The organism is Lentzea sp. NPDC005914 (assembly GCF_040629405.1).
GTDB lineage: Bacteria > Actinomycetota > Actinomycetes > Mycobacteriales > Pseudonocardiaceae > Lentzea.
The window spans coordinates 306,110-330,105 of record NZ_JBEXVQ010000004.1; the positions used below are offsets into that span (position 1 = coordinate 306,110).

Genomic DNA, 23,996 nt, shown 5'->3' on the forward strand with positions numbered 1-23,996 from the left:
GGTGCAAAAGCCCATTTCACGACCGTCGGGTGTACCTGTGTTTCACGCCCACCGGGAAGTACTCGGGGTCGCCCGCGGCACGCAGCACCACCTCGGGCAGCTGCCGTTCGGCCGGGACGTAGTGCGCGAACTCGCTGTTGAGCCGCCGCAGCTCGTCCCGGATCGACGACGCGATGGCGTGCGGGTCGGCGGTCCGGCCGGGCGCTGTCTCGACGGTGATCCGCAGGACCCGGTCGCGGTCGGCGTCCTCGACCGACTCGATCACGAACTTCCCGGTCACCGTGTCGCTGATGCCCGGCTGTTCCAGCCCGACCGTCACGTTCTCCGGGTACACGTTCGCGCCGAAGAACGACACCGTGAACAGCGACCGTCCGAACAGGAACACGAACGGCAGCGACGGTCCCGGCGGAGGAGTGAAACCGTGCCCGGCGCAGTACTCCAGCAGCTCGTCGTGGCCGAGAACCCCGCCCTCGTCGGCGATCCGGTAGCGGATCAGCGGAATCCCGCCGTCCGCCGTGAACACCAGCGTCCCGTCGTGCACCTCGAAGAACCGGCTCGCCGGGTCGTACTGCACGAGCGTCGGCAGCCGTGAGTCGCCGAAGACCTCGCGCGCCAGGTCCGGGCGCAGCGCGAAGAACCGGCGGATGCCCACCGACAGCACGGTCTCGTTGCCCAGCACCCCGGAGTCCGCTGTGCCGTAAAGGGAAGCGACGTCCCGCAGCGGGTCCGCGATGGCCGCCCGCTGACACACCAGGTCACGCCACTGCTCGCTGAACACCTCGCCGGCCAGCACCAGCTTGATCGAGTACGCCGCCCAGTCGACGCCGGGAGAGTCGATGACGTCCTTGAGGAACGGCGGATACCCGAGCAGCACGACCTGGTCGAAGTGCGGTGCCAGCTCCGGCAGCACCCGCAGGATCTCGGCCTTGTTGTTGCCCGGCGCCACCACGGTGATCGGGCACCCCTTGGCCGCGAGATGCCGGACGCACGCCTGCGTGAACAGCCCGCCGACCCACGTGCCGAGCGGGAAGCACACGACGGCCAGCGTGGTCCGCTCGTCCGCCCCGAACCCGTCCACCATCACCTGCTCGAACCGCCGTGCCACGTGCAGTTCGTCCTCGAGCGCCCGCGGCCAGACCGTCGGCCGCCCGCTCGACCCGGACGACACCGCGATCATGTCGCAGCTCGCCAGCGACCCGTCCCGGCACAGCTCCGGCAGCGGGTACCGCTCGTGGTAGCTCGGCTTGTCGAGCAGCGGCAGCCGCTGGAAGTCCTCGAACGTCGTGATCGAGGACGGCTCGACGTCCTGCTCCCGCAACAGGGTCCGGTAGGCGGGCACGGTCGCGGCCGTGTGCTGGAACAGGTCGAGCACCCAGCTCGCCGACCGGGGTTCGGAGGGCGCGAAGAAGGAGTCGAACGCCTGGCGCACGCGGGTCTGCCGGCTGCTGTCCATCAGCCGAGCCTATCCATCCAGACGCGGATCGCCGCCGCTGTGGCGGCCGCGTGCTCGGTGAGCACCGTGTCGTGGTCGCCGGGGATCTCGACGGTGTCGTGGGGCAGTGGCCAGCGCGGCCGCCAGTCCCGGTCCGGGTCGATGTCGAGCATCTCGCGCGTCGGCCCGGCCTGCAGCAGCAACGTGGGCACCGGCGACGGTTCGGGCTGCCAGCCGTCGAAGATCCGCACGTAGCCGCCGCCCGCGAGGACGGCCGCGTCGCTGACCGCGTAGTCCTCCGCGCGGCCTTCGCCGGTCACCAGCGCCAGCGCGCGTTCGTCGTCGCGCCGGAGAACGCCTTCGTCGGTCTCGATGAGGACCACGCCGGTCGCGCCTGTCTTGCTGCCGACCGCATGGGCGACCACTCCGCCCAGGCAGTGTCCGATGAGGACGGTCGGTCTGCCCGCGGCGATCTTGCGCACCGCTTCGGCGTGCGACTCGACCAGCGTTTCCACGTCGGCCGGGATCGCCGCGCTCTCCCCGAACCCAGGGTAGGGGAGCAGGAACATCTCGTGCTCGAGCCGCTCCGCCAGTCGAAGCGGCGCCTGCTCGCCGGGGGTGAGATAGCTCGGCACGTACACCAGCAGCGGGTCTTCGCCTGTCGCGATCCTGCGCGGCGCAACGGGTTCCGGCGAGGTGGAGGCGGGCAGGGCGTACGAGGCCAGGAACCGCATGGCCATCGCCTCGTACGGGCCCTTCTCCGTGAGCACCCGGTGGTACAGCGCCGCGAACCCCTGCGGCCTCGGCGGCGCCGTCGTGGCCAGAGCCTCCTGGACGTGCGCGGTGAGCCGCGGCAACGTCGGGTGGTCGAAGACGACCGTGGCGCTCAGCTTCAGTCCGGTGGCCGCGTTGATCCGGTTGCGCAGCTGCAACACCGTGAGCGAGTCGAACCCGAGCTCGGTGAAGTCCTTGTCCCGCGGAAGGGACGCGGGATCCGGGTAGCCGAGCACTGCGGCGAGCTCGGCCTGGATGCCCTGGCCGATGTCGTCCCAGCTCGCTTTCTGTTGCGGGACAGGTGGTTCCAGCAGGATCGGCACCAGCACCGGTTCGCTGCCGCGCAACGCCCGGTCGAGCGCCGCGAGTCCGATCTCCGGACTCATCGGGATCACACCGTCGTGCGGCAGGTCCGATCCCATGCCGGACTCCGTGTCCCAGAGCCCCCAGGCCAGCGACTTCGCCGGCAGGCCGCGTTGTGCGCGGTGCCGTGCGAGGGCGTCGAGGAACGAGTTGGCGGCGGCGTAGTTCGACTGCCCCGGCCTGCCCAGCACGCCGGAAGCCGAGGAGTACAGCACGAACGCCGACAGGTCGAGGTCCGCTGTCGCCTCGTGGAGGTTCCAGGCGCCGTCGGCCTTGGGCGAGAAAACCCTGTCGATGCGTTCCGGTGTCATCGTGTGCAGCACGCCGTCGTCCAGCACTCCGGCGAGGTGGAACACCGCCCGCAGCGGCGGATCGCACTTCACCACCTGGTCGACGGCGGCCCGGTCGCTGACGTCGCACGCCACAGCGGTGACATCGCAGGTGAGGTCCTCCGCCCACGCGGGTTTCCGCCCGCTCCTGCTCGCCAGCACGATGTGCGGTGCCTCGAGGTGCTTGGCCAGGATCTCCGCGAGCGCGCTCGTGCCGCCGGTGATCAGCACGGTGCCGTCGAGCGTGGGCAGCTCCCCGTCAGGTTCCGGCGCCGGCGCCAGTTTCGGTGCGAGCAGGACGTGATCTTGTATTGCGACCCGCGGCTCGGTGGTGACGTGCAGCTTCGAATCCCCGCGCAGGTCGACGAGAGTGACGCTGTCCGGCTGTTCGGACTGGGCGCTGCTCACGAATCCCCACACCGCGGCGGCGGCGAGGTCGGGGTCGTCGCTCGTGGCGTTGTGCGTGACCACGACCAGACGTTCCTGGGCGGTGGTGAGCCGGTCGAGCGTGGCGGCGAGCAGAGCCCGCACATCGCCTTCGACGGTGGCGGTGTCGAAGACCTCGTACGCCCCGGGAAGTGGCGGCGGGGTGACCGGGGCCCACTCGATGCGCTGCACCGCGTTCGCCTGGATTCCGAGCGGACGCGTCACCAGTGACTCGACGCGGGCCACCGCCCGTCCGCCGAGATCGGTGACAACGACCCGCAGCTCGTCCTCGGCGAGCCGGGTGAGGTGCACCCGAACCGCGTCGGCGTGCCGGTACAGCTCAACCCCGTTGAACGCGAACGGAACCCGCACAGTGCCCCTTGGTTCGGCCAGCAACGCCGAGTGCAACGCGGCATCGAGCACGCACGGCATCGCCCCATCGGGCAGGTGCACGTCGGCGAACACCTCGTCCCCGCGCCGCCACAACGCCGTCACGCCCTGAAACGCCGGCCCGTAGTGATGACCGAGCGCGGCAAGACCCTCGTAGCTGACCGGAACAGGTTCAGCTCCCACCGGTGGCCACGGCACGAGCTCGCTCTTCGGCTCGGTGGACGCGACAGCGGACGCGCTGACGTGCCGCGTCCACGGCCCTATGCCCGAACGTGCCCAGATGGTGACCTCGCGGTCCTGGTCGACGAGCACCTGCACCTGTGCGTCGCCGTTGAGCACCAACGGTTCGTGCACGACCAGGTCGTCGAGCCGATCACCGGTCGCCTGCCACGCCAGCTCGATGAACGCCGTCGCGGGAACGATCACGTTCTCGCCGATGCGGTGGTCCGCGAGCCAGGGCTGGTGCGCTGTAGAAAGAACAGGCTCGGACGACCTGGTGCCCGGCCGCAGCCAGTAGCGTTCCCGCTGGAACGGGTACGTGGGCAGGTCGATCCGCCGACCGCCCGTGAACGCCGCCTTCCAGTCGACGTTCACGCCGTGCACGTGCAACGTGGCCAGCCCGTCCAGTACGCCACGAGACATCGGCACGAACACCCCGTCCGCGGACTGCTGGGCGAGCGCGGTGAGCGTGGCGGCCGGTCCGACCTCGACGAACACCGTCGTGCCCGCACCACGCACGGCATCGGCGAACAGCACGGTCTCCCTGGCCTGGCGCACCCAGTACTCGGGCCGGATGAGCGCCTCGGACTCCTGCCGCCCGGTCAGCGTCGAAACGAACGGAATGTCCGGCAGCCGGTAGGTGATGGACTCCGCGACCTCCCGGAACTCCGCCAGCACGTCGTCGAGCAGTTCGGAGTGGAACGCGTAAGTTCCGGGCAGCCGGGTGCCTTCGATCGCCGCCACGGCTTCCTCGGTGCCGGAGAACACGATCGACCTGGGTCCGTTGACCGCCGCGATCGACAACCCCTTGTGCGCGGCTTCCTCCAGGGACATCCGGGCGGCGACCATCGCGCCGGGCGGCATCGAGGCCATGGCCTTGCCGCGGGCGGTCACCAGCCGGACCGCGTCGGGCAGGGACAGCACGCCGGCGACGTGCGCGGCGGCCAGTTCGCCGATGGAGTGGCCGATGACGTTCGCCGGCCTGATGCCTTGGGACGCGAGCAATGCGCACATCGCGACCTCGTAGGCGAAGAGCGCGGGCTGGGTGTACTCGGTGCGGTGGACCAGTGGCCCGGCGATGGCCTCCGCCAGCGGGACTTCCAGCGCGAACTCGGCACAGACCGCGTCGAACGTCTCGCGGAACACCGGGAACGCCTGCGCGAGCTCGGCGCCCATGCCGGGTTTCTGGGAGCCCTGGCCGGTGAAGAGGAAAGTGGTCTGAGGGTCGCGGAGTGCGGACGCCTGGACGACGGCGGGGTTGTCGACGCCGCGCGCGAGGTCCCGCAATCCAGCGAGCATGTCCCCGCCGGTCAGAACTGCCGCTCTCCGCCCGAGATGAGCCCTTGTCGTGGCCAGCGACCAGGCGACGTCCAACCCGGACTCGTCCGTCACCGCGTCGACGAGTGCTGCGGCGTGAGCCCGCAGGCCCTCCTCGTCATCACCACTGACCAGCCAAGGAGCCGCGAAATCCGCACCAGCCAGGCGTTCCTCCGCCGGTGGCTCCTCCACGATGATGTGCGCGTTGGTCCCGCTGATCCCGAACGACGAGATCCCCGCCCGGCGCGGTCCGTCCGAGCTCCACGGCATCGCGTCCGCCAGCAGCCGCACCCCGGTCCACTCGACGTGTGGCGACGGTTCGTTGGCGTACAACGACTTCGGCAGCATCCCGTGCCGCATCGCCCACATCACCTTGATCAGCGACGCGACGCCCGCGGCCGCCTGCGTGTGCCCGATGTTCGACTTGACCGACCCGAGTAGCAGCGGCCGTTCGCGGTCAGCGCCATAGGTGGCGGCCAGCGCGGAGGCCTCGATCGGATCGCCCAGCGTCGTCCCCGTGCCGTGTCCCTCCACAACGTCCACATCAGACGCTCGAAGCCCCGCATCGGCCAGCGCCCGCCGGATCACGTCCTGCTGCGCCAGGCCGTTGGGCGCGGTGAGGCCGTTCGACGCGCCATCCGAATTCACCGCCGATCCGCGCAACACCCCGAGCACCGGATGCCCGTTGCGCCGGGCGTCGGACAGCCGCTCCAGCAACACCAGCCCCGCACCCTCGCCCCAGCCGGTGCCGTCGGCGCCCGCGGAGAACGATCGGCACCGGCCGTCCGGCGAGAGCGCCCGCTGCTGGCTGAACGCCACGAACGGCCCCGGCGTGGCCATCACCGTCACGCCACCCGCCAGTGCCAGCGCGCATTCCCCGTCCCGCAGCGACTTCGCGGCCAGATGCATCGCCACCAGCGACGACGAGCAGGCCGTGTCGATCGTCAGCGACGGTCCGCGAAGCCCCAGCACGTACGAGATCCGCCCGGACGCCACGCTGCCCGTCGACCCCAGCGCCAGCTGCGACTCGATGCCGTGCCCGTCGACCCGTGCCGCGTGGTCGTTGTGCATCAGCCCGACGACCACGGCGGTGTCGCTGCCGTGCAACGAGGTCGGCGCGATCCCGGCCCGTTCGACCGTCTCCCACGCGACCTCCAGCAACAGCCGTTGCTGCGGGTCCATCGTGATCGCCTCGCGCGGCGAGATCCCGAAGAACCCGGCGTCGAAGTCCGCCGCGTCGTGCAGGAACCCACCGCGCCGCACGTAGGTCTTGCCCGCCCGGTCCGGCTCCGGGTCGTACAACGAGTCCGTGTGCCAGTCCCGGTTCACCGGGAAGTCGCTGGTCGCGTCCACCCCGTCCGCCACGAGCCGCCACAGCTGCTCGGGCGACTGCACGCCACCGGGAAATCGGCAGCCCACAGCGACGATCGCGATCGGCTCGGTTTCGGGCAGCGCCGCGGCAACGGACGCCGTGGAGCCGTGCGACAGCGACGAGATGTACCGGGCGACCGCGGCCGGTGTGGGGTGGTCCCACACCAGCGTCGCGGGCAGTCGCAGCCCCGTCTTCACGCTCAGCCGGTGCCGCAACGTGGTGCCGTCCAACGACGTCATGCCGGTGTCGGCGAAGGCGGCGGTGGCGTTGATGCGCGAGCCGCGCAGGACGGCGACCTCGTCGAGAACGAGTGCCTCCAGGGCCGCGACGGACATCCCGGCGACCGCCGGCTCCTCGGAGAGCGACTCCCGGAGCACGTTGCGCCGCGCCTTGCCCGAAGCGGTGCGCGGAATCGCCTCGACGAACCGCACCTCGTCCGGAACCTTGTACGGCGACAACACCTCCGCACATGTGCGGAGCAGCGCCCGTTCGTCCGCCGAGCCGACCACGAAGGCCACCGGCACCTCGCCGAGCACCGAGTCCGGCTGCGCGACGACGGCCGCGTCCCGCACGCCGGGAAGCCCGAGCAGCACCGCCTCGACCTCGACCGGGTCGACGTTCTGACCGCCGCGAATGATCAGGTCGCCGACCCGTCCGGTGATCGTGAGCAGCCCGTCGTCGAGCCGGCCGAGATCGCCCGTCCGGTACCAGCCGTCCTGCAACGCCCTGGCCGTCGCCTCGGGCCGCGAGTGGTAGCCGGAGAACAGCCCGGGACTGCTGACCTGGACCTCGCCCTCGACGATCCGCACGGACACCCCGGGAACCGGCGGCCCGTTGGTTCCCAGTTCGCCGTCAGGCAGTTCGACGCTGATCGCGCCACACGTCTCCGTCGAGCCGTAGAGGTCGAGCAGGGGAGCACCGAGCGCCGCTCGCACATCGGTTCGCAGCTGGACATCGCTGGGCGCACCGGCGGTCAGGCAGAAGCGCAACGACGGCGCCGGAGCAGGCGAGGTCTCCAGCAGCATCCGGTAGGTCGTCGGCACACCGGCGAGCACGGTCGGCTCGTACTCGCTGATCAACCGCTTCAGCTCACCGGGCTCGACCCGGCCGCAGATGCGCGCGTGCGCTCCCAGCGTGAGCACGCCGAGAATGCACATCGTGTGCGCCCAGCTGTGGGACACGGGCAAGGGCCACAACAGCCTGTCCTCATGAGACATCCCCAGCACGGGCCCGTAACAGGCCGCGGGCGACCACAGGGCCGCGCCCAACGTGGACACCGCACCCTTGGGCGCGCCGGTGGTGCCGGACGTGTAGAGCATCCACGCGGGCTCATCGAGCCCGAGGTCGTCGCGCGGCGGCCCCGCGTCGGCGGTGGCCAGCGCCTCGAAGGACTCCTCCGTGACGATCCGGGGCACCTGGCCGCGCAGTTTCGGGAGCTGACGGCGGTTGGTGATCAGCAACTCGGGCGCGCAGTCGTCCAGCAGGTACCGCAGTTCGGCCTCGGTCGCGGAAGGGCTCAGCAGAACCCCGACAGCCGATGCCCGTGCCACCGCCAGCACCGCCTCGACCAGCTCGACGCTGTCGTCGAGCAACAACGCCACCCGCGCGCCACGCCGGACGCCGAACCCGGCCGCGAGCCGGGCGGTCCGATCCGCGAGTGCGGCCCAGGTGACGCTACGACGGCTGTCGCTGTAGGCGTCCCGGTCCCCGCGCAGACGTGCGTTCTCCCCCAGCAATGCGGAAATGCTCACCGAAATACCTCCCCGCATTCGACCGTAGCGCAACGAACGTCGCTATAGCTTCAGTGTTGACTGAAATCAGGCCGAAACCGGAGAGTGAGGCACGCGATCACCACACCGTCACGAACTACTGCAGCTGTGGACGGTGCTCGCTGGCCGCAGAAATCCTTGGCACAAACGAAGAGCGGACCGGGCGTACCGGTCCGCTCTTCGCAGCGAGGCTCTCACCCGGCGATCTCGGTTGGCTTCGGCCCACCGACGTTGTCCACGACGACGCTCTTCACGAGTTTGCCGTTGAAGAACACCGTCGCGGAGCCGTTGTCCCTGGTCTCCAGGGACAACCGGGCCACGGTGCCCTTGGTCATGGCGAGCTCGATGTCCTCGAGGACCTGGGCGGTGCTCGCGGCGTCGACGATCCAGGTGTAGCCGTCGATGGTGACGTACCAGTTGGTGCTCTCGGTGCTGGCGGTCATGGTCTCGTCCTCACGGTCGGGGGTTCTGCCCTGTTCCTGACGGACCGCTGTCGACGGTGACGGCGCAGCGGAAGGTGAAGTCCTGGGCGCGGACGACGAACGAGCCGGGCATCCGGTCGGTGACGGTGTTGCGGTAGACGCCGGTCGCCTTGTCCAGCACCTCGCCGAGGGCCTGGTGCGCGCTGTCGACCATTGTGGACACCTCCGCGCCGGTCGGTGCCGCGTGCCGGAGCAGGGTGCCGAGGTCGGGGAGGTCCTGGCCGTTGGCGGAGATCCAGACGGCGATGTCGAGCTGGTCGTGGGCGTCGCCGCGGAAGACCGGGATGCCGGACAACGCGAGGCCGGCGCCGTCGGTGATGCCGCTGAAATGTTCGGTGCGGGTGTGCAGGGTGGGCCGGCCGGTCGAGTCGCTGGTGATGACGAGCGCGTCGAGGCGCACGTCGGTGTCGCGTGAGGATCGGTTGTGGTGCGCGACGAGTTCGGAGAGCGACAGCGTCACGGGGGTTCTGCCGATCGGCTTCACCGCGCCGTCCACGGGCCGGTCGTCCACCTGGAACTCCGCCCGTTCCGGTGTGGCGGAGTCCGGGGCGAGGTCGAAGTCGATGGAGTGGACGGCGAACCGCACGGGCCGCCCGATCGGCGGGGTGATGTCGCGCTTGTGGTCGGGGGACAGGCCGAGCAGCGAGAGGTGGTGTTCCAGCTGGGACGGGTCGTCGGCGCGGCAGCCCCGGAATCCGCGTTGCTCCAGCATCCTGGTCTCGGTCGGTTCCTCGGTGACGAGCACGAGGATCGTCTCCTGGCGCGGGCCGCCGCCGGGCACGGTGTCCGGCCAGCCCACCCGCAGGCCGGGCAGGCCGGCGAACATGTCGTCGGCGCCGAAGACGTACTTGACGCCGGGGTCCAGCCGCACGCCGAACGGTGAGGCCGTGTGCAGGACGGAGATCTTCGCGGAGACGCCGATGTCCAGCAGTGACACGTACACCGTGTCGTGGCCGTCGTTGCGGACCTCGACGCAGATCGACTGTCCGCTGTGGATGGTCGCGCCGGACAGGGGGAGCCGGGTCGTGACTCCGCGCACCACACGGGAGAACGCGATCGACACCGGTGTGGTCAGGGCGAGTCCGGCGGGCTCGGTGAGCCGTTTCAACGCGTGGGCCCGGCCCAGCCTGGTCAGGTCGCTGACGAGCTCGGTGGTTCCGGCGGCGTCCTGGGTGCGCGGGGCGTGCAGCGGGCCGAGGTCGTCGTGCACGGTCAGGCCGTCGTCATTCGCCTCCACGCGGACGGCCTGCGCCGAGTCAGGAGTCGCGAGCTGGACGTAGGGAACGGCGTCGACGACCGAGGCGAGCTCGTCGGGCAGGTGCACCGGAAGCGCGGGGAGGGCGGTGCGGACGAGATGCGCGCGAGCCCCCATTGGCAGTTCGGTGGCGGGGACCAGTCGCCCGTACGCGGCCTGGGCGTCCACGCGGTCGACGAGGACGTCGCCGAGCTTGCGGCGGTCGTCGGGGACGGGGGAGTCGTCGGGCATCACGGCGAACTGGTCGCCGCGGCGCACGCCGGTGAGGGTGGCGCCGGTGATCCGGGCGATGCCGTCGCGGCCCAGGGAGACCGGGAACGCGACGAGCGGTTCGAGCTCGTCGGTGCTGAACACGATCCGCTGGGCGGGGCCTTCCACCTCGGGCCGTTGTCCCGTCCAGACCGCGAGAACCCGTTGCCGGACGCGGTCTGCGACGGTGGCCCAGGACGCGTTCAGGCCGCTGTCGCGCAGTTCGTCGAGAGTGCGGGTGAGCGCGTCGGTGAGGTAGCCCATCTGCTCGCCGTCGGCGTTCGGTGCCTCGAAGGCGCGTTGTTCTGGCGCGCAGGCGACCATGCGGACGGCGTGGGGGTTGCCGGGCGAGCTCCACAGCTCGACGGCGAGCCCTTCGGCGCGCAGGTTGTCGAGGTGGGTCTGGACGAGGTGGGCGTTCACCGCGCGGGGCAGGCCGCGCACCTTCTGGCCCTCGACGCGGGACATGTGGCCGGCGTGGCAGCAGTCGAGCACGACGGTGACGTTGGTCGTGCGTTCGGTGAGCCTGGCCAGCAGGACGGACAGTTCGGGCGCGGTGATGTAGCGGAAGTCGGTCTCGGTCGTCTCGTCGTGGTCGGTGGGCACGATGAGCTGCAGGGATCCGGGTCCCGGGGTGCCGTGGCCCAGTTCGGGGTCGGGTGCGTAGCCGCCGTGCCCGCTGTAGAAGATGACGATCGCGTCGTCGGGCTGGGCCTGGCTGATGAGCTTTTCGTAGGCGTCCAGGATCTCGGCTCTGGTGGCCTTCTCCCGTTCGCATCGGACGGACGTGAAACGCCAGCGCGCCAACGCTTTCTCCATCGCGTTGACGTCGTTCTCGACGCCGATCAGACCGTCTGTGGCCGAGCCTATGAGCAACGCTTTGCGCGCCATGATTCCTCCCAGTGGGCGTGCCGGGGTCTCAGTCGTCGAACAGGCCGATGGCGCGCACCTTGGCGATCGCCTGGTACTTGTTGTCGACGCTGAGCTTCCGGTACGCGTTGTGCAGATGTGTGCCAACGGTGTTCTTGGTGATGTAGAGCCGGTTGGCGATCTCGTTGTTGGTGAGCCCTTCGCAGAGCCACCGCAGGACGTCGAGCTCGCGTTCGGTGAGGCGGAACGCGTGGCGCTCGGACGGGGCGGTGCGCGGCTGCAGCCGGTGGGTGCGGCGCAGCTTGACGATCTCGGTGGCCAGCGGTGCCGCGCCGAGCTGTTCGGCGACGTCGGCGGCTTCCTCTGAGGCTTGTGCGGCAAGCTCTTTCTCGCCTGCCCGCACGGCGGCGGCCGCGAGCCGGGCGAGGGCCTGGGCCATCGGGTACGGGCGGGCCAGCGCGCGCCATCCCTCGGCGACGGCGTGCCAGGTGGCCGGGGTGTCGACGCCCTTGTACCGGTCGCCTTCGGCCGCGCACCAGGCCGCGAGGACGGAGGACTCGTCGTCCTCGGCGCCGGCGGAGGCGGCTCGTGCCAGCAGGTCCTCGACGATCAGCGGCAGGTCGGGGACATCGCTCCCGTCGGCCGCGATGCCGAGGCCGGACGCGCACAGCTGCAGGACGAGGAGGTCGTCCTCGCGTCCGGCGATGGCCTCGATGCCGTGCCGCACGGTCTCCAGCGCGGCGGCGGTGTTGCCCTGGCGGGCAGCGAGTTCGGCAAGACACCGGTACAGCGGGCTGAGGAACTTCGGTTGCGCGCTCGGGTGGTTGCGGACGCTTTCGAGCAGATGCCCGGCCTCGGCGAACCGGCCGGTCGCGATGTCCATCTCGGCCTTGGTCAGCCGCTGGAACGTGGTCTCGCGCGCCGGGTGGTACCGCAGGACCTCCCTGATCAGCTGGTCCGCCTCGTCCCAGCCGCCGGTGAGGAAGAGGGTGGCGCAGGCGTTGTTCGCGAGCAGGCCGGCGTGCCGCGAGCCGAGCACGCCGAGTTCGCGGCTGCGGTCCAGGGCGGCGCGGAAGATCTCGACGGCCTCGGCGACGTGCCCGGCGCGTTCCAGGCACACGCCGAGGTTCGCGCTGGCTCGCAGCATGTCCTCGAGGTGGTCGGTCTCCTCGGCGATCTGCTTGGCCTGGCGCAGTTCGGTGACGCCTTCGTCGTGCTCGCCGAGCAGGACCCGCGCGAGTCCCGAGCTGTTGCGGGCGCGGCCGACCTCGGCGGCGGCGCCTGCTTCGTGCGCCTCCTGCTCGGCCCGGCGGGCCATCGCGAGCGCCTCGGTGTAGTTGCCGATCTTGACCTGCGCGGTCGCGAGGGCCGACCGCGCGCGGGACCCGGACGCGCTGGCCGGGCCGGTGCTCAGCAACCGGTGCGCTTCCTGGTACGCCGCAACGCTTTGCGCGTCGAACCCGGCTTCCCACCGGTAGTTGCCGAGCCGTTCGTGCAGGACGCCGTCGAGGGGTGAGTGCGCGACGGCCTCTTCCATCCACGCCACCGCGGGGCCGAGGTGTCCTGCCCAGCGCGCGGCATCGGCCGCGGCGGTGAGGATCCGGACCTTGCCGACCCTGGCGACCGTTTCGGCGTCGGGTTGCCGTGACCACAGGTCCAGCGCCCGCGCGTACTGGGCTTCCGCGTCCTGGAACGCCCGCACGCGCATCGCCAGGTCGCCCGCGACGACGGCGGCCCGCAGCGCCTCGGGTGTGCGGTCCGCGGCCGACCAGTGGTAGGCGAGCTCGGAGAGCACGTACGGGTTGTAGGCGACCTCTTCGGTGAGTGCCTCGGCCAGCGCGGCATGCAACCTCTTGCGTTCACGGGAACGCACTGTGTTGTAAGCGGTTTCGCGTAGCAGGGCGTGCTGGAAGCGGTAGGAGTCGTCGACTCGTTCTTCGACCAGGATGCCGTTGTCCAGGCACTCGGTGAGCGCCGCGTCGATCACGGCGTCCTCCAGCCCGGCGATCCTGGCGAGCAGCTCGTCGCTGACCCGGCGGCCCGCGACGGCGGCCACCCGCACGACGCTCATCGCGTTGTCGCCGAGCCGCATCAGCCGCGCGAGCATGAGGTCCGACAACGACTCCGGCACCTGCGAGTCTCCTCCGGCGGCCAGCAGCTGCTCGGTGAAGTACGGGTTTCCCTCTGCCAGCTCGAAGAAGTGGTCGGCCTGCTCCGGGCTCACCTGGCCGTCGCTGAGCGCGGCGACGAAGACGCGCGACTCCCAGGCGGTGAACGGTTCCAGGCCGATCTTGTGCGCCTTGCGGGTGAGCTCGGGTTTCGCGAGCTTGGTGCGCAACGGGTGGCCCGCGGGCAGCTTGGAACGGTGGCTGCACAACAACATCATGCGCTGGTCGGACGACGTGAGTGCGAGGTAGGCGAGCAGGTCGAGGGTCGCGGTGTCAGCCCACTGCACGTCCTCGAACACGAGCACGAGCGGAGCCTGCACCCCGATGTGGTCCAGCAACCGCGACACAGCACCGAAAACGCGGGTCTGCGCGCCCATCATGGACGCGGTGGGCTCGGCGTCGGTGAAGTCGGCGATCAGCGCGCCCAGTTCGTTCCACGCCGGTCCGGCCAGCTGCTGGGCCTCGTTCTCGCCGCGCTGCCGCACGAGCAGCCGCAGCGCCTCGACGAGCGGGCCGTAGGGGATCACGCCGCCGTCGAGCTCCAGGCACCCGCCCGACAGCACGACGGCCCCGGACGCCCGTGCCCGGTCGCAGAACTCGCCGACCAGCCGCGACTTGCCGACCCCGGCGTCCCCGCTGACCACGACGAACGCGGGCGTGCCGTTCTCCACCTCACCCAGCAGGCCGGTCAGCCGGGTGATCTCGTAGTCGCGTCCGACGAGCCCTGCCACGTCATTCCGCCGTTCGCGCCGCGGCCCTCAGCGCGTCGGGCCACGGGTAGCGCGACGACACGTTCGCGACCGCCTTGCTCGCGTCCGCCACCGCCCACGCCGCCCGGCACACAGCGCGCAACGCCGTGAGATCCGCCCGGTCCTCGTCGTCGGTCACGGAGGCCAGCACCGCGTCGAACCTGCCCGCGAGCCCGGCGGCGACCCGCTCCAGCACACGGGCGTCCGCGTCGAGGAACGCGCCCAGCGAGCGCACGATCACCACTGCGGCCGCGTGGTCGGGTGGCACCAGCCGTGCCGCCGTGAGCAACGCGTCCGCCGCCGCGTGCAGGTCCGTCCCGTCGCCACCGCTGTCCAGCCGGTGGCGCAGGAACAACAGCACCGCCAGCAGGAACTGGTCCACCGCCTCGTCTTCCGGCGCGCAGTCCTCCTCGGTGTCGAGCACGGTCGCGGCGAGTGCGACCGCGTCGTCGACCACGGCCACCTCGGGTGTGGACGCTCCCGGCAGCAGCAACGCGCCCGCCGACTCCCACACAGGCGCGGCCAGCGTCAGCCGTTCCCGCAACGCCTTGCGCAGCGCGGGACGGCCGGGCGCCGGTTCCTCCTCCACCACGACCGGAGCCGCGGATTCGTCGTCCTGGACGTCGTCGGCGGTCATCACCATCACCGGGCGCACGGCCTGCGGCGAATGGAAGATCTTCTGCGTGTTGGCGTTGCTGACCTCGAACATGTCGTTGAGGTTGAACGCGCCGAAGCCCGGCTGGCTCGTCGCTGCCACCCTGGCCTGCATCTGCTGCAGCCGGGTGATGAAGTCGGTCATGCTGCCGATGTTGAGCACACCGGACGAGGAACCGAACATCACCCGGAACGCCTCGGCCATGTCGAGCATGAGCTGGCAGTGCTCGCGGGCGCTGAGGTTGGTCGACGGCTCGTCCAGCACGGCCCGGAAGCACGCTTCAGCGCGCTCGACGTCGGCCAGGAGGGCGGAGTTGGACTGTCCGCCGCCCAGTCCGATCATCATCACGGCCGTGAGCGCCGACGGGTTCATCGCCCGGCGGATGTACTGCGTGCCGAGGAGCATTCGCGCCATGTCGGTCTTGTGCTTCGCCAGGTGCTGGTTGCCGAGCACCTCCTCCAGGCATTCGATCGCGGAGCTCTCGTCCTTGCCGTCGTTGACGTAGTTGGCGCGATAGCCGTAAGCCATCCCGAGCATCACGCTCGCGCTGGCCCTGATCATGTCGTTCTCCGCCAGGTACCCGCGACCTTCCTCGAGCGCGGCAACGGCCTCGTTGAGGTCGGGCAGGGCACCCGGCGCGTGCAGTCCGTTGGCGCTGAAGCGTTGCAGCAGCGCCTGGCCGAGGCGGCACAGCGGGGAGGCGCGGACGGAGCCGGACGCTCTGGCGACCTCCGCGCGCAGCTGGTCGATGAGGGTGTCCACCGGCGACATGGGTTCCTCCTGTTCGTCGTGGTGTGAGTTCAGTGGCCGCCGTGGACGAAGCCCGCCCACGCGACGACGTCGTGGTGGTTCGCCTCCCGCGACGCCAGGGTGTCGGGCATGAGCGGGGGGCGTTCGCGCTTCGGGTCGAGCATCCAGAGCTGTGCCTTGCGCAGCGCGTCCCACGGCGGGAGGCCTTCCGCGCGCAGGTAGTGGTGGAAGACGAACATCAGCGCGGACGTCTCCTCGTCGGGAATCGCCCAGTGCGTCGACAACACCGTTCGCGCGCCTGCCGCGAGGAACGCCGTGCCGAGGCTGTAGGCCTCGTCGTAGCCGTGGATGGAGCGTCCGGTGTTGCAGGCCGCCATCACGACGAGGCCGATGCGTCGTTCCGGGACGGCCGCGAGGACCCGCATGATCTCGGCTGCGTCCAGTTCGCCCGGTCCGGGACCGGCAGGGTCGTCGGGTGCGAGCAGCAGCTCCGCCGTACCGCTGGACTCCCCGCCGCGGAAACGGCCGTGGCACGCGAGGTGCAGTGTGGTGCCCGCCTGGGGCGCGGTGTCCGCCAGCCACTCGCGGACCTCGGTGAACGTTCCTCTGCCCGACGGGCTCGTCGAGTTGTCGGGCCGGCGTCCCACGTAGCGGCCAGCCCGGTAGAACGCGTTGCGCACCGCGTAAGCCTCTTCGCGCGCCGCTGTGAGCGGGACGGCCGGGCTCTCCGTGTTCGGGTCGCCGACGACGAGAGCGGTCGACGTCGCCTTGATGCGGGACTTCTTGGCGTTCTCGCAGAACAGCCGCGCCGACACGGCCTGGGAGAACGCGGCCAGCTCGACGGCGTGCGTTCCGTCGGCCCGGCGCGCCGCCTGCCACGGGATGCGGGCGAGGTCGCCCATCGGGACCAGGACGATTCTCGGCTCGGTGCCGGGGATCGTGCGGGCGAAGTAGGTCTCCAGCAACGGCCCGATCGCGGCGTTCCACGCCCACTCGCACAGCGTCTCGACGCTCTCCCGCAGACCGGTGCCGGGCGGAGGCTCGATCTCGCGTGACCGGTCGGCCAGGGCGACCAGGTACCGCTCGACCTCGGAACCCTTGCCCACCTGGAGTTCCGGCAACGCCATCATCGCCGCCGGACCCTGCTTCGGCAGGACCACCAAGGCACCCGGCCTCATGTGGTCACCTGGGACGAGGTAGACGAGCGCGTCCGCACCGGCCGACGCGAGCGCGGTGCGCATCTCGCCGTGCGACGGCGGGTCCAGCAGGCCCGCCATCGACTCCGGGTTGCCCAGCACCGCGGTCAGCACCTCGCGGCGCAACCCCGCCGAGTCACGGCCCTCGCGTTGCCAGCGTTCCGCGAGATCGGGACGTCCCACGGCTTTCAGCCGCGCGGGCATGGCGCGCAGCTCGGTCTCCGCGAACAGCAGGAGCCCGCGGCCGGTGTCCAGCGCGCGCACGGCGTCGGTGAGATTGTTGGTCGACATGCACCGGCGTGCCGTCTCGACGGCGCTCATGGCGGCGTCCTTGATGGAGTGCCGCGTCTCGGCCGGGTCGGAATCGAGCAGTGCCCGCCACACGTAGCTGCGTTGCGCCGACAGGCCGAAGGTCACCGAGGCGCCCATGTCACCGAGGCGGTGCCCGACCGACGCCGCGACCTCGTTCGCCAGCGCCCACTGCGGATGGCGCGGCCCGTCCATCAGGGGCAGGCTGTGGGCGAGGAGCTCTCTCACCTCCTCCAGACCCTCGGTCGAGCCCGCCAGCTCCGAGCGCCGGAACAGGGCTATCGCGAGACCGTTGACGGCGAGCACGTGCAGCTCGCCGTCCTGGCTGAGCGCGACCGCCTCCCGGAAGTGGCCGATGCCCTCGTCGACGCGGGCGAGGTCGGTCTCCTCACCGCCGGCGAAGCACCCCGTGGCGGCCATCAGGTGCATCCTGGCCCGGTCGTTGGCCGAACCGTCGCCCGGCGTGGCGCGCGCCGTGTCCAGCGCGGCGTCGCGAGCGGCAGAGGTCGATGCCGGGTCGACCAGGTCGAGCAGCGAGGCGAACTCGTCCGTGGCCTTCGTGAAGCTCTCCAGGGTGCCCGTGTCGAACGGCAACGCGTCGGTCGTCTCCTGGAGCCTCTGCAGCAGCCCTCGCATCTCGACGGGGTCGAAGTCCCTCGACGCGACGGTCATGTCCTTCAGGAGGTCGCCGAACTCCCGGAGCTGAGAGGTGGCCGGGTGGTTCTCGGGCAGAGCGTTCACCTTCGTGCGGAGGGCGTCCGCGATGCGGGACATGCCCGCGGGTCCGTCCTCGGTCGCGGTGATCGTGTCCTGGGCGAAGGTGATCATCGACGTCACGGTGGGGAAGTCGCGGCCCACCTCGAGGAGGTCGGTGAGCTCCCGTTCCGCCGCCACGGGGTCGCGGAGCTCGTTGGAGGCCGCGGCGTGCATCAGCGACTGCGCCCGCACCGAGGCGCGCACCTGTGGCCAGATCACCAGCGACGACGGGACGTGGCCGACCATCCCCAGCAACTGGTCGAAGTGGGCCATGACGTCGGTCGGCGCGGGCCCGCCGCCGTTGGTCAGCGCGATGAGCATCGTGACGGCGAGCCGGCTGCGTTCCGGGTGGTCCTCGGGGAGCAGCGCCAGATCGGCGACGAACGCGGCCAGGTCCTTCTCGCGCAACGCCCGCGCGCCCGCGATGGCGGTTTCGCCGCGCGAAAGGATCTCGTCCAACTCGGTCATCCGGCGCTCTCCCCGGTGGTGCGACAGGTCCTGTCCACTACTGACGGACGGTGGCCACGACCCGGTCCACGGTCGCGTCGTCGGCGAGACCCGCGGCCACGAGCTCGTCGAAAGCGGGCAGGTCGAGCCCGGCGGTGCTGGTGCCGTTCGTGAACACCTGCAGCACGACGTCGACGGCGGCGGTGCGCGGGTTCTCGCCCTCGGCGATGCGGCTGCCGAGGGTGCGCACGGCGATGCTGGCCAGTTCGAACAGCAGCACCTCGTCGGAGGCGGTGGGCTGTGGGAGGTCGTCCGCGTCGGAGGAGGTCCGCTGGATCGGCACGGCCGGGTGCGGTTTGTGGCCCAGGGGACGCTCGACGTACGCCTCGTACCAGTTGGGGCGGGCGCGCATCGCGGCGAGCACGATCTCGATGTCGCGCACCACCTCCCGGCGCGCGGACTCGAAGTCACCGGTCAGCAGCGCGCGGCGTTCGGCCCAGCTGTCCACCGGCCACACCGAGGTGCTCGCGACGCCGTCGCTGCCCACGAACTCCAGCAGGTCGGTCGCGAGCGCGGTCAGCCGCGGGACCTCACCGAGCCGGGTCGCGAGCCAGCGCGGAATCCTGGGCCGCTGCAACGCACCCCGCTCACCACGCCGGCGCCGGTAGCCGTTCACCGTGGCGATCGTCAGCCGCCGGCGCACCCAGCCCTCCAGGTTGTGCACGGGCATGGTGGCGTTGCGGAACACGTCCTCCAACACGGCGTCCATGTCGTCGTGGAAGCGGTCGAGGCAGGCGTCGTCGAGGCGGAACACCGACCCCGCGCACCCGCGGTGGCCACGCGCCAGCTCGAACTTCCGCGTCAGGCACTGGAAGACGACGGGCTGCACGATCTCGTACAATCCCGCCCGCAACGCCCGCAGCTCGTCGCCCGACGCCTCGGCGGCGACCACGGCCAGCTCACCGGTGGCCGCGAGGTCCCGCACGAAAGCAGGACTGATTCCACTTCTGGTCATGAGATTCCACTCCCTGCACCATTGGGCATTTCGGCGTCGGGGAGTGAATGAACCTCCGACGCCGCGAGCCGGATTCGATCCGGTACTCGCGACGCTATGGATCTCGGTGCCAGACAAGCCATCAACCAGGCTTGATATCGTCAACAACCACTAGTCGAGAGAGGCTTCTGGCCGGTGATCTCAACCGCCTTTCGGACCCAACTAAACCGGTCGCCGACGATCTTCTCAACCTATGTCAGGTTTTTGGCACGGAATTGGAAAGCGACAAACGCGGGAATGCGTCAGGGACGCCAGCTGACGTCCTCGGGCCGCAGCCCCAGTGCCCGCAGCCGGCGTTCCAGAGCGGTCAGCGCACCCCGCCGGGGCACCCCGATCAGCCACACGCCGTCGGCGTCGGACCGCGTCTGCATCGGCGGGTGCTCCGGCTCGTGGTCGACGAACTGCTCGTAGCGCCGCCGCCCCAGGTCGGTCCGCAGCACCATCCGCTGGTTCGCCGACCCGCGCCAGATCAACGATGTCGGGCTCGTGACGTCGTAGCGACCGGTGACCAGCACGTCGGCGAGCGCGGCCGCGGCCAGCTGCGTCTCGTCCAGCTCGGACTCCTCGTACCCGGTGTAGAGCAGAACGTCCTTGCCCGGACTCGTCTCCCGCACCGCGAGGAGGAACTCCCGCAACGCTTCGGGCTGTTGCAACGGCTCGCCGCCGCTCACCGTCAGCCCGTCGGCGTCCAGTTCGGTCCACAACGCCACCAGGTCCGCGACCTCGACCTCGGTGCCGCCCGACGGGTTCCAGGTGTCCTGCGACATGCATCCCCGGCACGCCAGCGGACATCCCTGCGCCCACACGCCGAGCCGGGTACCGGGTCCCAGCGCGGTCACCGGGAAGTGCGTGCGGCTGATCCGCAGCGTGCTCATGGGAAGACCTCGCGTCGCAGGCCGCGTCGGTGCTCTACGGCTTCGGTGAAGCTGGGGACGCCGACGGTGTGGGTGATCCTCAGCGTGCTCACGGCACGACCTCGCGCCGCAGACCCCGCCGGTGCTGCACGGCCTCGGTGAAGCTCGGGTCGCCGACGGTCTGGGTGAGCGCGGTGAAGTAGGCCTCCTCGGCCGCCGCGTACGCCGCCCGCACGGCCTCCACCAGCGGCCGGGTGCCCTGGTCCTCGTCGCCCGCGTGCTCGGGGCAGATCCGGTCGATCAGCTCCTGGCGCTGCGCCTCGAACACCTCGCGCCGGCCCCGGTTCAGCGCGTAGGCCTCCTGGAACGGATGCCGCCGCGACAGCCCGAGCATGTACGCCATCGCGCCCGCGATCACCAGCCCGCCCGCGAACATCAGCACCACGGTCAACGGCGTGATGTGCAACGGTTCCAGGCGTTCCCGGTGCAGGCTCAGCACCGCCCCGCACAGGATCGCGAGCAGCGTCACCACCGCGATCCAGAACAGCGCGGTGATGATCACGACCAGCGGCAGCCGTCGTTCGGTGCCGGTCGCCTCCCGCGCCCGGACCAGCAGCGCGGCCAGGTGCGGCGCGGCCACCAGGAACACCGCCATCGCCGCCGACAGCGTCCAGATCGCCGCCGGGGCGACCTGGTCGATCAGGAAGTGCTCGAACACCAGGTGGTGCAACGGGGTCTGCGCCGCCACGAGCAGCAGCATGATCAGCAACCGCCACACCAGCCGCAGCGCGACGGTCTCGCCCTCCCACACCGGGTCGTCGTCGGGGATCTCGTCGATGCCGCGCGGCTCGGCGAGAGGCTGGTCGGGCATTGGTTCCCGCGCACGGGCCGTGGTCCTCGCGATCCTGTCCATCATGGACCGCGCCGAGCGCATGAATCGGCCCGCTTCCTCACTGCGCTCGCTCAGGTACCGCACGCGGGCGCTCGCGATGGTGTGGCGTTCCAGCGCCGACTGCACCGCCGCCTCCCGCAGATGCCGCAGGCTGAGCACGTAGGTCGGGTCGAACTCGGCGGAGCGGTCCTGCGCCGCGTCACCGAACGACCAGCTGTCCCGCACGTGCTCCCGCGCGTCCGCCACGCCCTGGGCCTGCGCCTGGGCGATCAGCACCGACGCGGGCGTGCGGGGGTCGACGACGGGCGCGGGCAACGGCGTGGCGTCCGGTGCCGGGCGCCGCCGGAACCAGCCGGGCGGTCCAGTGAGAGTGGTCAAGACGAAAGTCCTTGTCCGGTCAGGGGATCAGCGTTCGTAGAGCGTGATCGCGCCGACGGCGGCGCTCGCGGCGAAGCGGATCCGGTCGCCGCTGGCCAGGGTCCGGTTGAGCGAGTCGGGGAGCTCCTGATCGTTGAGGAAGGTCCCGTTCGACACCGCGAACGGCACGATCCACGCCCTCCCGTCGTGGTCGACGCCGACCGTGGCGTGCCGGCGGGAGACGTTCGGGTAGTCGCGGAACACCTGCCCGTGCGGGCCCTGCCTGCCGAGGCTCACGTTCTCGCCCGGCTGCACCTCCACCTCGCCCTGCGGGAAGCGGATGTGCATCGCGGGCGGGGTGAGCGAGCGGCGGCACTCCGCTTTGAGGCACTCGACGTTGGTCGAGTTCGGCGACTCCGTGCCACACCGCCAGCACACCGCGAGGGACCACGTCACCCGCTCCGGTCTGGTGCCACCAGGAGCGGGACTCGCCGTGGCTGTTGTGCCCGGAGCCGGTCCAGCGGTGGTGATCGGCTCGGGTGTCGTCTCCTCGGCCGTGACGAGCGGGCGGAAGTGGTTCTTGCAGATCGACTCGTCGTCGCTGAAGACCTCGGTGGGGTCCTGCGGGCATTGGCGGGTCATGACGTGCCCTTCTCGAACGACGTCCACAGCTGGGGCGGATGGCTGTCGTCTCCGGTCTGCAGCCCGGTGACCCTGACGCGGTCTCCTGGCTGGGCGTCGTTCTCGAACAGCTGCCGCGCCAACGGGTTGATGAGGTTGCTCTCGAGCGCGTTGCCGATGCCGCGGCCGCCGTTGTCCGGGTCGGCCGTGCACGCCGCCTCCAGCACCCGCGCGCCCTGGTCGGTGATCTCCAGCTCGACGCCCAGCTCGGTGTGCACCTTGCGCACGACGTTGCGCAGCTGGTTCGCGAAGATGCCGTTCGCGGTGCCGGGGCTGATGAAGTCGAACACGACGATGTTGTCCCCGAACCGGTTGAGCAGCTCGGGACGGCTCAGCACGGTGGTGAAGTGCTCGCGGATCGCGTCCTTGACCTTCTTCTCCAGCTCCGGGTACGGCATGCCGGGATCCACGATCCGGTCTCGGCGCCGGGTCTCCGGGTTCTCGACCATGATGCCGAGGTTGGACGTGAAGATCAGCACGCACTCCGAGAAGTACGTCGTCGTGCCCTGCCCGTCGGTGAGCCTGCCGTCCTCCAGGATCTGCAGGAACTTGTCCATCACCAGCGGGTGCGCCTTCTCGATCTCGTCGAACAGCACCACCTGGAACGGCTTGCGCCGCACCGCCCCCGTCAGCTCGCCGCCCGCCTCGAACCCGACGTAGCCGGGAGGCGCGCCGGTCAACCGGTCCGCGGCGTGCTGGGCGGAGAACTCGCTCATGTCGAACCGCAGATATGCCTGCGCGTCACCGAAGAGCAGCTCCGCCACCTGTTTCGCGAGCTCGGTCTTGCCGACACCGGTGGGGCCCGCGAAGAACAGCACGCCGCGCGGCCGCGAGTCCGACGTGTTCGCCTGCGCCCCGGACAACCCGAGCGCCGCGCGTTTGAGGATGTCCAGCGTCTTCGTGATCGCCCGGTCCTGGCCCTTGACCCGTTCGGCGATCACCGCCTCGCCCTTGATGATCTGGTCGCGCACACTGCTGCGCCGCCAGGGGTTGTCGTCGACGCCGAGCTGGTAGATCCGGACCGCGTCGGAGATGCGGTCCGCACCGAGACAGCGGTCCCGCGCCAGCAGGGTGATCCGCCGCATCGACTGCAACGTCATGCCGTCGGTGCGGTTCGCGAACACCTCGGCCGGGTCGACGAGCGTGCGCTCCTCGGTCCGGGCCTCGGGCAGCAGGGGCACGAGCAGCCGCGCCATGGCGAGCCGGTCCGCCAGCGCGGGCATGCCGACCGCGACCGTCCTGATCTGCTCCACCGACGCGGTGAACCACGCCGGCAGGTCGCGTTCACCGTCGACGAGCCACAGCACCGGGTTGTGCAGGGCGACCGTGCGAGGGCCGGGGAACGAGTGGGCGTTGGCGGTGCAGGCGAGCTTCTGGCAGTACAGGAAGAAGTCCCGCTCCTCGACGTCGAGCTGACCGGGCACGCGCACCATGCGGGCCGCGTAGTCGACGACGACGGCCACCCGTGCGGCCGGTGGCTGGGCGGCCGGTGCGGGCTGGGAGTTCTTGCCCCCGGTCTCGGCCGGAGGCTGCTCCGGGACACCGACGACCTTCGCGAGGTGGGTGCGCAGTCGTTCGAGAGTCGGGCGGCGGCCGACGACGTGGCCGCCCAGCACCCGTTCCGCGGCCATCAGCGCCGCCGGGTCGTTCGGCGGGTACACCCCGATGCCGTCGACCGGGTCGTAGGTGATGAGCGCCTCGAACCCGCTGGGGCGCAAGGCGTTCCACAACACGCGGTGCAACGACATGATCTCCGGCGCGCCCGACTCGCCGGCCACCAGGAACTCGTCGCGGAGGTTGCCGTGCAGCACGTACTGCGAGTGCACGGCCAACGTCCCGGCGACCTCCGAGGCGAACGAGGGCGCGGTGGGCTGCGTCATG

The 23,996-nt window shown here is 70.7% G+C and carries 12 protein-coding genes; all 12 read right to left on the reverse strand.

Going from position 1 to position 23,996, the window contains the following annotated elements; all coding sequences use genetic code 11:
• Window positions 1-16: 16 nt before the first annotated feature.
• A complete protein-coding gene (locus ABZ345_RS08585; RefSeq protein WP_359844377.1) occupies window positions 17-1,453 on the reverse strand; it encodes a phenylacetate--CoA ligase family protein in 1,437 nt (478 codons plus the stop codon).
• The gene (locus ABZ345_RS08590; RefSeq protein WP_359844379.1) at window positions 1,453-8,373 is read right to left on the reverse strand and encodes a type I polyketide synthase; all 6,921 of its coding nucleotides are present in this window, start codon (window positions 8,371-8,373) and stop codon (window positions 1,453-1,455) included. The genes ABZ345_RS08585 and ABZ345_RS08590 overlap by 1 nt, the downstream gene beginning before the upstream one ends.
• Before the next feature lie 212 nt (window positions 8,374-8,585).
• Window positions 8,586-8,834 carry a hypothetical protein gene (locus tag ABZ345_RS08595; protein ID WP_359844381.1) on the reverse strand — a complete coding sequence of 83 codons (249 nt, stop codon included), beginning with the start codon at window positions 8,832-8,834 and terminating at the stop codon, window positions 8,586-8,588.
• Window positions 8,835-8,844: 10 nt separating this feature from the next.
• A complete protein-coding gene (locus ABZ345_RS08600) occupies window positions 8,845-11,268 on the reverse strand; it encodes a caspase family protein (RefSeq protein WP_359844383.1) in 2,424 nt (807 codons plus the stop codon).
• Window positions 11,269-11,296: 28 nt separating this feature from the next.
• Window positions 11,297-14,146: an AAA family ATPase gene (locus ABZ345_RS08605; protein WP_359844385.1), complete on the reverse strand. Its 2,850-nt coding sequence runs from the start codon at window positions 14,144-14,146 to the stop codon at window positions 11,297-11,299.
• Window position 14,147: 1 nt separating this feature from the next.
• Complete coding sequence (locus ABZ345_RS08610) at window positions 14,148-15,590, reverse strand: hypothetical protein (protein ID WP_359844387.1); 1,443 nt, start codon at window positions 15,588-15,590, stop codon at window positions 14,148-14,150.
• A 29-nt stretch (window positions 15,591-15,619) separates the two neighbouring features.
• Window positions 15,620-18,298 carry a CHAT domain-containing protein gene (locus ABZ345_RS08615; RefSeq protein ID WP_359844389.1) on the reverse strand — a complete coding sequence of 893 codons (2,679 nt, stop codon included), beginning with the start codon at window positions 18,296-18,298 and terminating at the stop codon, window positions 15,620-15,622.
• A gap of 37 nt (window positions 18,299-18,335) precedes the next feature.
• Complete coding sequence (locus ABZ345_RS08620) at window positions 18,336-19,292, reverse strand: hypothetical protein (protein ID WP_359844390.1); 957 nt, start codon at window positions 19,290-19,292, stop codon at window positions 18,336-18,338.
• A gap of 281 nt (window positions 19,293-19,573) precedes the next feature.
• Window positions 19,574-20,206 carry a 4Fe-4S single cluster domain-containing protein gene (locus tag ABZ345_RS08625; protein ID WP_359844392.1) on the reverse strand — a complete coding sequence of 211 codons (633 nt, stop codon included), beginning with the start codon at window positions 20,204-20,206 and terminating at the stop codon, window positions 19,574-19,576.
• An 88-nt stretch (window positions 20,207-20,294) separates the two neighbouring features.
• Complete coding sequence (locus ABZ345_RS08630) at window positions 20,295-21,455, reverse strand: hypothetical protein (RefSeq protein ID WP_359844394.1); 1,161 nt, start codon at window positions 21,453-21,455, stop codon at window positions 20,295-20,297.
• 27 nt (window positions 21,456-21,482) lie between these two features.
• Window positions 21,483-22,076 carry an FHA domain-containing protein gene (locus ABZ345_RS08635; protein WP_359844396.1) on the reverse strand — a complete coding sequence of 198 codons (594 nt, stop codon included), beginning with the start codon at window positions 22,074-22,076 and terminating at the stop codon, window positions 21,483-21,485.
• The gene (locus ABZ345_RS08640; protein ID WP_359844398.1) at window positions 22,073-23,995 is read right to left on the reverse strand and encodes an AAA family ATPase; all 1,923 of its coding nucleotides are present in this window, start codon (window positions 23,993-23,995) and stop codon (window positions 22,073-22,075) included. Before ABZ345_RS08640 ends, ABZ345_RS08635 begins: the two co-directional genes overlap by 4 nt.
• Between the last annotated feature and the right edge of the window lies 1 nt (window position 23,996).